15 protein-coding genes are annotated in these 14,660 nt (G+C 35.0%); all 15 read right to left on the reverse strand.

Annotated elements, in window-relative coordinates; all coding sequences use genetic code 11:
* Positions 1-34: 34 nt before the first annotated feature.
* The gene (locus AC1RRQ_RS15855) at positions 35-1,474 is read right to left on the reverse strand and encodes a complex I subunit 4 family protein (RefSeq protein WP_493024011.1); all 1,440 of its coding nucleotides are present in this window, start codon (positions 1,472-1,474) and stop codon (positions 35-37) included.
* A 10-nt stretch (positions 1,475-1,484) separates the two neighbouring features.
* Entirely contained in the window at positions 1,485-3,368 is a 1,884-nt protein-coding gene (gene nuoL / locus AC1RRQ_RS15860) for an NADH-quinone oxidoreductase subunit L (RefSeq protein WP_493024012.1), read from the reverse strand.
* Between the two features lie 7 nt (positions 3,369-3,375).
* The gene (gene nuoK, locus AC1RRQ_RS15865; protein ID WP_012023318.1) at positions 3,376-3,696 is read right to left on the reverse strand and encodes an NADH-quinone oxidoreductase subunit NuoK; all 321 of its coding nucleotides are present in this window, start codon (positions 3,694-3,696) and stop codon (positions 3,376-3,378) included.
* Positions 3,696-4,235: an NADH-quinone oxidoreductase subunit J family protein gene (locus AC1RRQ_RS15870; RefSeq protein ID WP_493024013.1), complete on the reverse strand. Its 540-nt coding sequence runs from the start codon at positions 4,233-4,235 to the stop codon at positions 3,696-3,698. Before AC1RRQ_RS15870 ends, nuoK begins: the two co-directional genes overlap by 1 nt.
* On the reverse strand, positions 4,235-4,780 hold the full coding sequence (locus AC1RRQ_RS15875; RefSeq protein WP_493024014.1) for a NuoI/complex I 23 kDa subunit family protein: 546 nt from the start codon (positions 4,778-4,780) through the stop codon (positions 4,235-4,237). Before AC1RRQ_RS15875 ends, AC1RRQ_RS15870 begins: the two co-directional genes overlap by 1 nt.
* 159 nt (positions 4,781-4,939) lie before the next feature.
* The gene (gene nuoH / locus AC1RRQ_RS15880) at positions 4,940-5,992 is read right to left on the reverse strand and encodes an NADH-quinone oxidoreductase subunit NuoH (RefSeq protein ID WP_493024015.1); all 1,053 of its coding nucleotides are present in this window, start codon (positions 5,990-5,992) and stop codon (positions 4,940-4,942) included.
* Between the two features lie 3 nt (positions 5,993-5,995).
* Positions 5,996-7,024 carry an NADH-quinone oxidoreductase subunit G gene (locus AC1RRQ_RS15885; RefSeq protein ID WP_493024016.1) on the reverse strand — a complete coding sequence of 343 codons (1,029 nt, stop codon included), beginning with the start codon at positions 7,022-7,024 and terminating at the stop codon, positions 5,996-5,998.
* 84 nt (positions 7,025-7,108) lie between these two features.
* Positions 7,109-8,476 carry an NADH-quinone oxidoreductase subunit NuoF gene (nuoF, locus tag AC1RRQ_RS15890; RefSeq protein ID WP_493024017.1) on the reverse strand — a complete coding sequence of 456 codons (1,368 nt, stop codon included), beginning with the start codon at positions 8,474-8,476 and terminating at the stop codon, positions 7,109-7,111.
* 1 nt (position 8,477) lies between these two features.
* Complete coding sequence (locus tag AC1RRQ_RS15895) at positions 8,478-9,008, reverse strand: complex I 24 kDa subunit family protein (RefSeq protein WP_493024018.1); 531 nt, start codon at positions 9,006-9,008, stop codon at positions 8,478-8,480.
* A 199-nt stretch (positions 9,009-9,207) separates the two neighbouring features.
* Positions 9,208-10,446, reverse strand: coding sequence for an NADH-quinone oxidoreductase subunit D (locus AC1RRQ_RS15900; protein WP_493024019.1), 1,239 nt, complete (start codon positions 10,444-10,446; stop codon positions 9,208-9,210).
* A 26-nt stretch (positions 10,447-10,472) separates the two neighbouring features.
* Complete coding sequence (locus AC1RRQ_RS15905; protein ID WP_493024020.1) at positions 10,473-10,994, reverse strand: NADH-quinone oxidoreductase subunit C; 522 nt, start codon at positions 10,992-10,994, stop codon at positions 10,473-10,475.
* Between the two features lies 1 nt (position 10,995).
* Positions 10,996-11,544 (reverse strand): NADH-quinone oxidoreductase subunit B, encoded by a 549-nt coding sequence (locus tag AC1RRQ_RS15910; protein WP_053471545.1) that lies wholly within the window; start codon positions 11,542-11,544, stop codon positions 10,996-10,998.
* A 161-nt stretch (positions 11,545-11,705) separates the two neighbouring features.
* The gene (locus AC1RRQ_RS15915) at positions 11,706-12,071 is read right to left on the reverse strand and encodes an NADH-quinone oxidoreductase subunit A (protein WP_071636313.1); all 366 of its coding nucleotides are present in this window, start codon (positions 12,069-12,071) and stop codon (positions 11,706-11,708) included.
* 241 nt (positions 12,072-12,312) lie between these two features.
* The gene (locus AC1RRQ_RS15920; RefSeq protein ID WP_007137066.1) at positions 12,313-12,507 is read right to left on the reverse strand and encodes a cold-shock protein; all 195 of its coding nucleotides are present in this window, start codon (positions 12,505-12,507) and stop codon (positions 12,313-12,315) included.
* Positions 12,508-12,816: 309 nt separating this feature from the next.
* Positions 12,817-14,568 (reverse strand): aspartate--tRNA ligase, encoded by a 1,752-nt coding sequence (gene aspS / locus AC1RRQ_RS15925; RefSeq protein WP_493024021.1) that lies wholly within the window; start codon positions 14,566-14,568, stop codon positions 12,817-12,819.
* Positions 14,569-14,660 lie beyond the last annotated feature (92 nt).

The raw sequence follows: 14,660 nt of genomic DNA on the forward strand, positions 1-14,660 counted from the left end.
ATCTAAAACGCCCTAATTTATTTTATTTAAAATATTAATTCTTATTGATAACGTTTAAAATCGTTTCTAAACTTGGAGTAATCAAATCTGTAATTGGTTTTGGATAAAATCCAAAGAATATTAAAACAGCAATAATTGCTACCATAGAAATTCCTTCGTTAACAGAAACATCTGCAAAAGTTTTTGAATTTATCTCGCCCAACATTACGTTTTGGAACATCTTAAGCATATAGTAAGCTCCTAAAATAATGGTTGTACCACCTAAAACAGCAAACCAGATATTAATTTGAGAAAGACTGTATAATACTGTAAATTCTCCAACGAAGTTAAATGTAGTTGGTAAAGCAACAGACGCCAATACCAAAATTAAAAACATTGAGGTGAATTTTGGAGATTGTGTACGAATACCGCCTAATTCACTAATATTTCTAGTTTCAAATCTTCTGTAGATAATTTCTGCAGCATAAAATAATCCAACAACCACAAAACCGTGAGCGATCATTTGTAAAACTGCTCCGCGGAAACCATCAATTGTTAAGGTATAAGTTCCGGCAGCGATTAATCCAACGTGAGCAAGAGATGAATAAGCTAATAATTTCTTTAAATCTTTTTGTCTTAAAGCTACGATAGAACCGTAGATAACTCCCGCAATTCCTAATGCAATAAAGATGTTCATGTATTCTTTTGCAGCTAGGGGTGCAATTGGCAATTGCCAGCGAATAACACTGTATAATCCCATTTTTAACATGATACCTGACAAAAGCATTGTTCCAACAGTTGGTGCTTTTTGGTACACATTTGCCTGCCATGTGTGGAAAGGAATAATTGGAATTTTGATTGCATAAGCAAGGAAGAAAGCAAGGAAAATCCAAAACTGCTCACAAGCTGATAAATCCAGTTTGTATAAATCTTCGATTAAGAAACTGCCTGCTTTTTGATATAAATAAATGAAAGCAACTAACATGAATAAAGATCCGGCAAGTGTGTAGATAAAGAATTTAACTACTGCTTTTCTGCGTTCTTCAGCATCTCCGTTACCCCAGATAAGAGCAATAAAGTAAATAGGAATAAGAGCTAACTCCCAGAAAATATAATATAAAAGACCATCTGCAGCAAGGAAAGTTCCTGTCATTGCAAAAGCCATAAATAAAATTAGAGCATAGAAACCTTTAGCATTTTTATATTCGTTTCCAAAAGAAGAGAATATAATAATTGGAGTTAAAGCCGTTGTCAATAAAAGCATGGCAAGACCTAATCCGTCAGCATTTAGCGCAAATGAAATTTTAGGCTGATTAATCCACGCATTAATAAGGCTGATGTTTTCTCCAGCATTAAAATGGTTTAACAATACAACCGAACAGCCTAAAGCTGCCAAACTAAAGAACAAAGCTACTTTTGAAGCGATTTTGTCACCAGCAAAATAGGTGATAAATGCACCAACTAAAAGAATAATTAATATAAGAGAAACGTTCATAGTTATAAAATTATTGAGCTAAAAATATATAAGAAACAATCGCGCAAAGACCTAAAACGAAAGCGAAAAGATATAATCCGATACTTCCTGTTTGCAGTTTTTTACCTTGAAAAGCTAATTCATTCGTTATTTTTCCTAATCCGAAAACAAGTGCAGATAAGCCGGTTTCAATATAGTCTCTAAAGAATCTTGATAATGCATTTACAGAACGAACAAAGATCGCATCGTAAATTTCATCTACATAATATTTGTTATACAATACTTTTGTTAAGCCTGTAATATTTTCGTCTGCTTCAGGAACATTATCTTGTTTGAAGTATTTGATGTAAGCAATTAAAATTCCTAATAATCCGCCTAATACAGCAACTCCCATTAAAGTATATTCTGTTGCACCTAAATGATGTTCTTCGCCTGCAGCTTTAGTAAATAAAGGAGCTAAATATTCATTTAACCAGCTGTTCCCAGGTAAACTAATTAATCCCCCAAAAGTGGCAAGAATTGCTAAAATGATTAAAGGGAAAGTAATTAAAGCACCGCTTTCGTGTAAATGATGTTTTTGTTCTTCAGTTCCTCTAAAATCTTTAAAGAAAGTTAAGAACATCAATCTAAACATATAGAAAGCTGTCATGATTGAAGCAATAGATCCAACAACATACAATGGAATACTGTGATGGAAAGCTGTCAATAAAATTTCATCTTTTGAGAAGAAACCTGAGAAAAACGGAACCCCTGAAATAGCCAATGAAGAAATCAACATCGTCCAGAAAGTAATTGGCATTGCTTTACGCAATCCACCCATTTTACGCATATCCTGTTCACCATGTAAACCGTGAATTACAGAACCAGATCCTAAGAATAAACAAGCTTTAAAGAAAGCGTGTGTGATAACGTGGAAAACAGCTACTTCGTAAGCTCCAAAACCTAATGCCAAGAACATTAATCCTAATTGAGAAACAGTAGAATAAGCTAATACTTTTTTAATATCAGTCTGTACTAGACCAATTGTAGCTGCTACTAATGAAGTTATCGCTCCAATAATGGCAATTACAGTTTGTACATCTGCCGCAAGATCAAAAACAAAGTTCAATCTCGTTACCATAAAAATACCTGCTGTTACCATCGTAGCAGCGTGAATTAAAGCAGAAACAGGAGTTGGTCCTGCCATTGCATCTGGTAACCAAGTGTACAACGGAATTTGAGCTGATTTACCACAAGCTCCAATAAACAAACATAAAGCTGCTAAAGAAAGCAATGGTAAATTTAAGTCTGCTGTTCCGGCGATTGCCGTTTTTAGAGTTGTATAATCTAAAGTAGAGAACATTGAACCAATGATGAACATACCAATTAAAAGACCTAAATCCCCAATTCTGTTCATGATGAAAGCCTTTTTTGCTGCATCGTTATAATCCTGGTTTTTATGCCAGAATCCGATAAGTAAATAAGAACAAAGTCCAACACCTTCCCAACCAATAAATAAAACTAATAAGTTGCTTCCAATTACAAGTGTGATCATAAAGAACACGAACAGATTTAAATAGGCAAAAAATTTGTGCATATTCTCATCATCATGCATGTAATTGATAGAGTATAAGTGAATCAAAGATCCAATTCCGGTTACGAAAAGTAACCAAAGAACAGATAATTGATCTAATAAAAATCCAAGATTAATTTTTAGATTACTAATTTGAATCCAGTCAAACAAAGTAACTTCAATTCCTTTTCCGGTTGAAGTAATTTGATTAAAAAGTACAAGAGTAACTATAAAAGAAACAGCCACGGCAGCAGTTCCGATAAATCCGGAAACTGTTTTTCCTAAGCTTTTTCCAAAGAAAACATTGATTAAAAATCCTAAAAAAGGAGCTAAAACTAAAACTAAAGCTAAATTGGTATCCATTTCTATTTTATCCTTTTAAGTTTTTTAAATTATCGATACTAATTGAGCCGATGTTTCTGAAAATAGAAACTAAAATCGCTAATCCTACCGCAACTTCAGCAGCAGCAACTGCCATCGAAAAGAATACAAAAACTTGTCCTTGTGCATCCTGATGGTAAGTTGAAAAAGCCACAAATAAAAGGTTTACTGCATTCAGCATGATTTCGATAGACATGAAAACGATAATTGAATTTCGTCTGTACAATACACCAAAAACACCAATACAAAAAAGTACAACACTTAAAAAGATGTAATTTTCAATACCTATTTGATTTAATATATTACCCATTATTTTTTTAATTTTTCTTTTTTAGACAATAATACAGTTCCAATCATCGCAACCAAAAGTAAAATAGAAGCAAATTCAAAAGGCACCATATACTCGTTCAATAATATTTTACCCAATACTTTAATAGATTGGAAATCTTCTCCAGTCGAATCGTAATCACCAACAATTGGTTTCGAGTTAATGAAAATTGCGATTAAAACGATACAAATCAAACAAAAAGAAACTACTGCTCCTAAACGTGTAATTCTAGGACGGTGAACGTCTTTTTGTTCGTTGAGATTCATTAACATAATCGTAAACAGGAACAAAATCATGATCGCTCCAGAATAGACTATTATATGTACAATTGCTAAAAATTGTGAGTTTAATAATAAATAATGACCAGCAATAGAGAAGAAACAAATCACTAAGTAAATTGCTGAGTGAATAGGGTTTCTGCTAAAAATGGTTAAAAAAGCAGTTATTACTGTAATAAACGCTAAAATACAAAATATAACACCTACAGGAGTTGCGTTTGCGAAATCAGGAATATGTATCATTAGTTAGCGTTATTAAGTTGTGAGTTTTTAATAGCCATTTCTAAAGGCATCACTAATTTATCTTTTCCAAAAATGAAATCTTCTCTCTCATAGTTAGCAGGAACTAATACTTTAGATGTCGTTAAATAAATAGCATCTTTAGGACAAGCCTCTTCACATAAACCACAGAAAATACAACGAAGCATATTGATTTCATAAATCGAAGCATATTTTTCTTCTCTGTATAAATGTTTCTCATCTGGCTTACGTTCTGCAGCTTTCATTGTAATAGCTTCTGCAGGACATGATAAAGCACATAATCCGCATGCCGTACAATTTTCACGACCTTGCTCATCACGTTTCAGCATGTGCTGGCCACGATAAACCGGGCTCATCTCACGAACCTGCTCCGGATAATGAATCGTAATTTTTTTTCTAAAAAGGTGTTTAAGCGTAATAGCCAGACCTTTTACAATCGCCACAAGATACAATCGTTCCAAAAAAGTCATGTCTTTATTTGACACCACCTTTTTTCTACCCGATAATGATATAGTTTCTATTGACATTTTTTAATCTATGATTTATGATTTACAATTTGAGTTCAATCAAATTCAAAATCTATTTTGTTTTTATTTGAAGCTTAATCCTGCTATCCGCTGTATCTTTTATGGTGAACCCCACCATAAAAGGATGCCGCTTCTATCAGGGCTAGGGCATTACGGTTCTTAGAATCCTAAAGCTGCTGCGATATCGTGTCTTAAAATAACAGCACCCGTAATCATGATATTAATAATCGAAAGCGGAATCAAAATTCTCCAGCCTAAGTTCATTAATTGGTCATATCTAAATCTTGGAATCGTCCAACGCACCCACATATAGAAAAATATGAAGAAACATATTTTTACAAATAATACTGCGATACCTAATAAGTTAGCTGTGTTAATACCAACATTGTCTACCATCCATTGCATTCCCGGATAGTTATATCCTCCAAAGAATAATACAGAAATAATAGTAGCTGAGATAAACATACTTGCATATTCAGCAAACAAATAGAATCCCATTTTCATTGAAGAATATTCAGTATGGTAACCTCCAATTAATTCGTTTTCACATTCTGCTAAGTCAAACGGAGTTCTGTTAGTTTCTGCAAATGAGCAAATTAAGAATATTAAAAAAGATAAAGGCTGATAGAAAACATTCCAGTTCATTCCTGACTGCTGTAATGAAATTTCTTTTAAACTCATTGTTCCAGTCATCATCAATAAAGCGATCATCGATAATCCCATTGCGATTTCATAAGAAACCATTTGAGAAGCGGCACGAACAGCACCCATTAATGAGAATTTATTGTTAGAAGCCCATCCACCAATCATGATACCGTAAACTCCAACAGAAAGAACTCCAAAAATGTATAATAAAGCAATATTTACATCCGTCGCCTGCAGGTAAATGTCTTTTCCAAAAAGGTGAAGTTTATCTCCCCACGGAATTACAGCACTTGTCATCAAGGCCGTACTCATTGCAATTGCCGGACCTACAACAAATAAAAATTTGTTTGGTGTGTTTGGGAAAAATTCTTCTTTAGAGAATAATTTCATACCATCGGCAAGAGGTTGTAATAAACCTCCCCAACCTGCACGGTTTGGTCCAACACGATCCTGAAGGAAAGCCGCAACTTTACGCTCAGCCCATGTAGAATACATTGCCATAATCATTGTTACCGCAAAAACGACAACAATAACAACACTTTTTTCTATAATAAATGCACTTTCCATTTCTTATTTTTTATCGTTTGTAGTTAATGGAATTGCTGCCATACTAATTTTTTTACGGTCGATATCTCTTCCTAAAAGAATGTTCTTTTCAGTATCGATTTCAACTTTCTCTAATTTTTGTACGTAGTTGTTTTGGTTGATTACAGAATCTTTTTCAAATTCTCTAGGTCCTTCAATAACCCAGTCCGAAACATTTTTGTGATCAAAACGACAGCTGTTGCAAATGAATTCTTCAACTTCATGGTACTCGTCTTTACGACCCGTTACACGTTGAATTTCTCCTCCAAACATCCAAACTGTAGTTTTACCGCAGCATCCAGGAGTAGTACATTCTCTGTGTGCGTTATAAGGTTTATTAAACCAAACTCTTGATTTAAAACGGAAAGTTTTGTCAGTTAAGGCTCCAACCGGACAAACGTCAATCATGTTTCCAGAAAACTCATTGTCGATTGCTTTAGAAATTCCGGTTGAAATATTAGCGTGGTCACCACGATCTAATACTCCGTGAACTCTGTTGTCTGTTAATTGATCTGCAACTTGTACACATCTTTGACATAAAATACAACGGTTCATATGCAGTTGAATATTTGGACCAATATCTTCCGGTTCAAATGTTCTTTTTTCTTCAATAAAACGTGATTTTGGGTTTCCGTGCTCAAAACTTAAGTTTTGTAAATCACATTCACCAGCCTGATCACAAATAGGGCAGTCTAATGGGTGGTTGATTAATAAAAATTCTGTTACAGATTTACGGGCTTCCGTTACTCTGGCAGAAGATTTACTGTTTACTTCCATTCCGTCCATACATCCTGTTACACAAGATGCCATTAATTTTGGCATTGGTCTTGGGTCAGCTTCACTACCTTTAGAAACTTCAACTAAGCAGCAGCGGCATTTTCCACCGCTCCCTTTTAATTTTGAGTAATAGCACATGGCTGGCGGTACCAAATCTCCACCAATCATACGTGCAGCCTGCAGGATCGTTGTTCCTGGCTCTACGTCTATACTTTGACCGTCTATGGTTACTTTCATCTTCTTTTGTTTTTTTAGTTTCAGGTTTAAAGTTTCAGGCTGATGTACTTGAAACTAAAAAAAACTTGAAACTTGAAACTATTTTTAAACTGTTTGTCTGCCTACTAAATGTTTTACTTGCGAAAAAGGTTCAGCAACAAAGTGATCTCTATTTTTGATTTTTTCAGGGAAACGAACGTGATATTCGAACTCATCTCTAAAGTGACGAATTGCAGCTGCTACTGGCCAAGAAGCTGCGTCTCCTAGAGGGCAAATTGTGTTTCCTTCAATTTTACTTTGAATACTCCACAATAATTCGATATCCTCCTCACGGCCTTGACCGTTTTCGATTCTCCATAATATTTTTTCTAACCATCCTGTTCCTTCACGGCAAGGCGTACATTGTCCGCAAGATTCATGGTGGTAAAAACGAGCAAAGTTCCAAGTGTTTCTTACTACACAAGCAGTATCATTGTAAACAATAAATCCGCCTGAACCTAACATAGATCCGGTAGCAAAACCACCATCGCTTAAAGATTCGTAAGTCATTAAACGATCTTCGCCGTTTGCCGTTTTAAAAATTAATTCAGCTGGTAAAATTGGCACAGAAGAACCTCCAGGTACAAATGCTTTCAAAGGTCTGCTTGAAGACATTCCTCCTAAATATTCATCAGAATTCATGAATTCATCTACACTTAAACCTAATTCAATTTCGTATACTCCCGGATTTTTAATGTGTCCTGAAGCAGAAATTAATTTAGTTCCTGTTGAACGTCCAATTCCAATTTTAGCATAATCATCACCAGAATTGTTGATGATCCACGGCACAGTTGCAATAGTTTCAACGTTGTTTACCACTGTTGGATTTGCCCAAAGTCCTGAAACTGCAGGGAAAGGCGGTTTAATACGAGGATTTCCTCTTTTACCTTCAAGAGACTCAATAAGTGCAGTTTCTTCTCCGCAGATGTAAGCTCCGGCTCCACAGTGAACGTGTAATTCTAAATCGTAACCTGTACCTAATATATTTTTTCCTAACCATCCGGCAGCTTTTGCTTCGGCGATTGCTCTTTCTAAAATTTTGAAAACCCACATATACTCTCCACGAATGTAGATGTATGAAAGGTTAGCGCCTAGTGCGAAACTAGAAGTAATCATTCCTTCGATCAATAAGTGAGGAATAAATTCCATCAAATAACGATCTTTAAATGTTCCCGGCTCAGATTCGTCGGCGTTGCAAACTAAGTGTCTTGGTTTTCCTGATTTTTTATCAATAAAGCTCCATTTCATTCCGGCAGGGAAACCTGCACCTCCACGACCACGAAGACCTGATTTTTTTACTTCTTCAGTAACTTCATCCGGTGTAAGTGTTTTTAAAGCTTTTTCTACAGAAGCATAACCACCATTTTGGCGATACACTTCGTAGGTTTTAATTCCAGGAATATTGATTTTATCTAATAATATTTTTTGTGACATCTTATTTATCGTGTAATATTATTTTATCATCTCTACAATCAGCGATTAACTGATCGATTTTTTCTTCTGTCAATTTTTCTTTGTAAAAATCGCCTAATTGCAGCATCGGAGCGTATCCGCACGCACCTAAGCATTCTACTCCGGCAATGGTAAACATTCCGTCTGGAGTTGTTTCGCCCATTTTAATGCCTAATTTTTCAGAAGTATAATCCATTAAATTTTCGGCACCATTTAAACAACAACAAGAAGTCTGGCAAAATTCAAACATGTATTTCCCAATTGGCTTTTGGTTGAACATGGTATAAAAAGTAACCACTTCATAAACTTCAATTGGTTTGATCTGAAGAATTTCGGCAACCTTGTCCTGCAATTCAATGCTAAGCCAGTTGTTATGCGCGTCTTGCACTTCATGCAAAACAGGCAGTAAAGCCGATTTTTGTTTGCCTTCCGGATAATGGCTGATCAATTCATTGATACGAGCGATCAATGCCTCAGTCATATTTATTTCTTGTTTGTAATGTTTACGTTCCATTTTTAATTTTAGATTTTAGATTTTTAGATTTTAGATTTTTTTAATCTTTGTCTACAATCTATGATTCTTCAATCATTGTTTAAGTTTTAGATTCTTCAATCTGAATTTTTCAATTCCTAATAATAATTTTAAACCTAAATTCTAAAATCTGCATTCTCAACCAGCAATCTAAAATCTAAAATCTAAAATCAACAATTTTTTAGGCGTCTAATTCTCCTGCAATTACGTTTAAACTCGAAAGGATAACAATTGCATCAGAAAGTAAAGAGCCTTTAATCATTTCAGGATATGCCTGGTAGTAAATAAAACAAGGTCTTCTGAAATGTAATCTATATGGAGTTCTGCTTCCGTCTGTAACTAAATAAAAACCTATCTCTCCATTTCCTCCTTCAACAGGATGGTAAATTTCGGCAACCGGAACAGGAACTTCTCCCATTACAATTTTAAAGTGATAGATTAACGATTCCATCGAATTATATACATCTTCTTTTGGAGGAAGGTAATAATCAGGAACTTCTGCATGATATTCATTTCCGGCTGGCATTTTATCCAACGCTTGACGAATAATACTTAAACTTTCCCAAACTTCAGCATTACGAACACAGAAACGATCATAAGTATCACCTGATTTTCCAACAGGAACAATAAAATCAAAATCTTCGTAAGATGAGTAAGGCTGCGCAACACGAACGTCGTAATCAACTCCGGCAGCACGTAAGTTAGGACCTGTAAATCCGTAAGCCATTGCCTGCTCTGCAGAGATTGCACCTACGTTTACGGTTCTGTCAAGGAAAATTCTGTTTCTTTCGAATAAGCTTTCGAATTCTTTCCATGCAACTGGAAATTCTTCAAGGAAAGTGTCTAGTTTTTTGAAAGCTTCTGGAGACCAGTCTCTTTCAAAACCACCAATTCTTCCCATATTTGTTGTCAAACGAGCTCCACAAATTTCTTCGTAGATTTCGTAGATTTTTTCTCTAAATTGAAAAACGTATAAGAAACCAGTATACGCACCAGTATCAACTCCAAGAATCGAGTTACAGATTAAGTGGTCTGTAATACGAGCCAGCTCCATTACGATAACCCTTAAGTATTGTGCTCTTTTTGGAACTTCAACACCTAATAGTTTTTCTAATGTCATCCACCATCCCATATTGTTAATAGGAGAGGAGCAATAGTTCATACGGTCTGTAAGAGGAGTAATTTGATAAAACGGACGATTTTCGGCAATTTTTTCGAAAGCTCTGTGGATGTAACCAATAGTTGGTTCAGCCTCTAGAATTCTTTCACCATCCATTAATAGGATATTTTGAAAAATACCGTGAGTCGCAGGGTGAGTTGGACCTAAGTTTAGAACCGAAAGCTCGCTTCCATCTTCGTTAAGTTTCTCCTTAATTATTTTAGCATAACGATGCTCTGGTGGTAATAATAGTTCTGACATTTTATAATGTTGAATTATTTATTTTTTTAGCAATTTGTTGTTGTTCTTCCAAAGAATCTGTCGTCTTTATCAGTTCTTCCGCTGTCTTCCATTGGGAATTCTTTTCTCATTGGGAAAGACACCATTTCATCCATATTCAAAATACGTTTCAATTGCGGATGGCCGATAAAGTTGATTCCGAAGAAATCGTATGTTTCTCTTTCCATCCAGTTTGAACTCAAGAAGATATTTGAAACAGTTTTGATCTCTGGTTTTTCGCCATTCAGATAAACTTTAATTCGAATACGTTTGTTTTCGTACCAGTTATGCAAATGATACACTACAGCAAACTGACGATCTAAATCGTTGTCCGGATAATGAATGCCGCATAAATCTGTTAAAAAGTGAAAACGCAGTTCGGAATCGTTTTTCAAAAAAAGAATCAAAGCTGTAATTTTTTCAGCAGTTGTTTCTAATGAAAAAATATCTCTTTCTTGTTGAAAGTTAAAAACACTTGTATCAAATGTTTCTGTAAGTTTATCTTGAATCAGGGTATTTTCTAAAGCCATCTTATGAAATGTTATAGGAAGCTAATAATTCTTGGTATTCTGGAGAGCTTCTGCGTCTAACAGATTCGCTTTTTACCAATTCTTGTAATCTCATTACTCCGTCAACGATTTGTTCTGGTCTTGGAGGACATCCTGGAACATAAACATCAACCGGGATTACTTTATCAATTCCTTGCAATACTGAGTAAGTATCAAAAATACCTCCTGATGAAGCACAAGCTCCAACAGCAATTACCCAGCGAGGCTCAGACATTTGTTCGTAAACTTGTCTTAAAATTGGAGCCATTTTTTTAGAAATAGTTCCCATTACTAATAACATATCTGCCTGACGAGGAGAGAAACTCACACGCTCAGATCCAAATCGTGCTAAATCGTAATGTGACGCCATTGTTGCCATAAACTCAATTCCGCAGCAAGATGTTGCAAAAGGTAAAGGCCAAAGAGAATTCGCGCGTGCCAAACCAACAACGTCATTTAGTTTTGTAGCGAAGAAACCTTCTCCTACAACTCCTTCCGGTGGCGCAACCATATTTACATTTGAATCGCTCATTTTAATTTTAGATTGTAGATCTCTGATTTTAGATTTTATGATCCTGAAACCGAAATCAATATTTTAAAAAATGAATATTGTATTTTGAGAAATTTGTTTTCAAATCTAAAATTCTAAATCGCTTTCAATCTAAAATCTATAATCTGAAATCTAAAATTTCTTTACTCCCACTCTAATGCTTTCTTTTTGATGATGTAGAAAAAGCCTACTAAAAGTAATGACATGAAAACAATCATTTTCAGCATTCCTTCAACACCAAGATCTTTAAAGTTTACTGCCCAAGGGTAAAGGAAAATAACCTCTACATCAAACAAAACGAACAAGATAGCAACCAGGAAATATTTTACTGAAAAAGGAATACGGGCATTACCAACAGATTCGATACCGCACTCGAAGTTTTTATCTTTAACTTCAGAGGTTCTTTTTGGGCCTAATTTTCCAGAAATAATGATTGTTCCTACTACAAAACCAACAGCCAGAATGAACTGCATCAGGATAGGAATGTAACTGTATTGATCAGATTGCATAAGCTTAACTTTTTTACTTAAAGAATAAGCCACAAAGATAACTTTCAACGACGTAAATCACAAGCTAAAAAAGGATTTAAGTGTATCAGAAAAGGGTGATTAATTGTAATTTTTATCCATTATAAATAACAATGTCGTTTTTTAAGTTTTTTTTAAGAAAAGGGCAAAAAAAAACGCCCCGATACTTCGGGGCGTTTTTAAAACCATTCAGAGGCAAAAAAAATAAATTGCTATATTTTTCTTAGATTACTGCTACTTTAGCAGCAACTTTCCCTTTTCTTCCTTCTTCTTCTTCATAGCTTACACGGTCACCTTCGCGTAATTCTTCCGCGTTAATTCCTGAAGCGTGAACGAAGATGTCCTTTCCTGTTTCTTCGTCTGTAATGAATCCATAACCTTTAGATTCATTGAAAAATTTTACTGTACCTGTACGCATTGTAATTGTAATAATAATTTATAATAAAGCAAATGTAATATATAAATTCATACAAAAGACATATACCTGTTAATTTTTTGTAAAAATTATTGATTTCCAGTGTTTTTACGTGGTTTATTGCATCAAATTTTATATGAAATACCATAATTTGAGAATCATTAATTGTAAGAATATAAAAAGAAGCATATTGTAGGAATCTGATAAATCCAAAAAAGATTATTTTGAGATTATTTTTACAAAAAGTGGATAAAAAAAAGCGGCTGAAAAATTTTTCAGCCGCTTTTGGGTATTTTGAAGTTCTATGCTTTTTTAAATAGCATCAATTTTAATGTGTAATTCTTTTAATTGTGCCTCATCGATTGCAGCTGGTGCATCGATCATAACATCACGGCCAGAATTATTTTTAGGGAATGCAATAAAATCTCTAATGGTTTCCTGACCTCCTAAAATGGCAACTAATCTGTCCAGACCAAAAGCTAAACCACCGTGAGGCGGTGCTCCAAACTGGAAAGCATCCATTAAGAAACCAAATTGAGCTTTTGCTTCTTCTTCGGTAAATCCTAAATATTTAAACATTAATTGCTGCGTTGCTTTATCGTGAATACGAATAGAACCACCGCCAATTTCGTTTCCGTTTAAAACCATATCGTAGGCATTTGCGCGTACTTTTCCAGGTTCTGTTTCTAACAAAGCCATATCTTCTGGCTTTGGCGATGTAAATGGGTGGTGCATCGCGTGGTAACGACCGCTTTCTTCATCAAGTTCTAATAATGGGAAATCTACAACCCATAATGGTGCAAATTCTTCAGGATTACGTAATCCTAAACGTGTTGCTAATTCCATACGAAGTGCAGAAAGCTGCGCACGTGTTTTATTAGCCGGACCAGAAAGTACAAAAATCATGTCTCCCGGTTTTGCTTCTGTTGCTTTTGCCCAGTTTGCTAAATCGTCCTGATCGTAGAATTTATCTACAGATGATTTAAATGTTCCGTCGTCATTGCATTTTGCATAAACCATTCCAGATGCTCCAACCTGCGGACGCTTAACCCAGTCAATTAACCCGTCGATTTCTTTACGGGTATAATTTCCTGCTCCCGGAACTGCAATTCCCACAACTAATTCAGCCGAATTAAAAACCGGGAATTCTTTGTGCTGTGCAAATTCGTTTAACTCGCCAAATTTCATCCCGAAGCGAATGTCCGGTTTGTCATTTCCGTATGTTTTCATAGCATAATCGTAGGTAATTCTAGGGAATTTATCTACTTCTATACCTTTAATTTCTTTTAATAAGTGTCTTGTTAAACCTTCAAAAACATTCAAAATGTCTTCTTGTTCTACAAAAGCCATTTCGCAGTCGATTTGTGTAAACTCCGGCTGACGGTCTGCACGTAAATCTTCATCACGGAAACACTTCACGATTTGGAAATATTTATCCATGCCGCCCACCATCAAAAGCTGTTTGAAAGTTTGTGGAGATTGCGGCAGTGCATAAAACTGCCCTTCGTTCATACGGCTTGGTACAACGAAATCTCTTGCTCCTTCTGGAGTAGATTTAATTAAGTAAGGCGTTTCAACTTCGCAGAAATCTAAATCAGATAGATATTTACGAACTTCCATCGCTACTTTATGACGGAATAATAAACTGTTTTTTACCGGATTTCTTCTAATATCCAAGTAACGATATTTCATTCTGATGTCTTCTCCGCCATCAGTTTCATCTTCTATTGTAAATGGAGGCGTTAAAGCAGTATTTAAAATATTCAATTCAGAAACTAAAATTTCGATTTCACCAGTTGGAATATTTTTGTTTTTGGCTTCACGCTCAATAACAGTTCCTTTTACCTGAATCACAAATTCACGACCAAGAGTTTTGGCTAATTCAAAAACGGTTTTATCGGTACGACTTTCGTCGAAAATAAGTTGTGTAATTCCATAACGGTCGCGTAAATCGACCCAATTCATAAATCCTTTATCACGTGATTTTTGAACCCAGCCCGCAAGTGTAACTTCGGTATTAATATTTGAAGCGTTTAATTCGCCGCAATTATGACTTCTATACATAATCTCAATTTTAGACTGCAAAAGTAAATACAAAATTCAAGATAATATAGTAAAGTGATAAACTTGATGTGTATAATTTTAAATATTTTGTT

The organism is Flavobacterium sp. GW821-FHT12A05 (assembly GCF_058807735.1).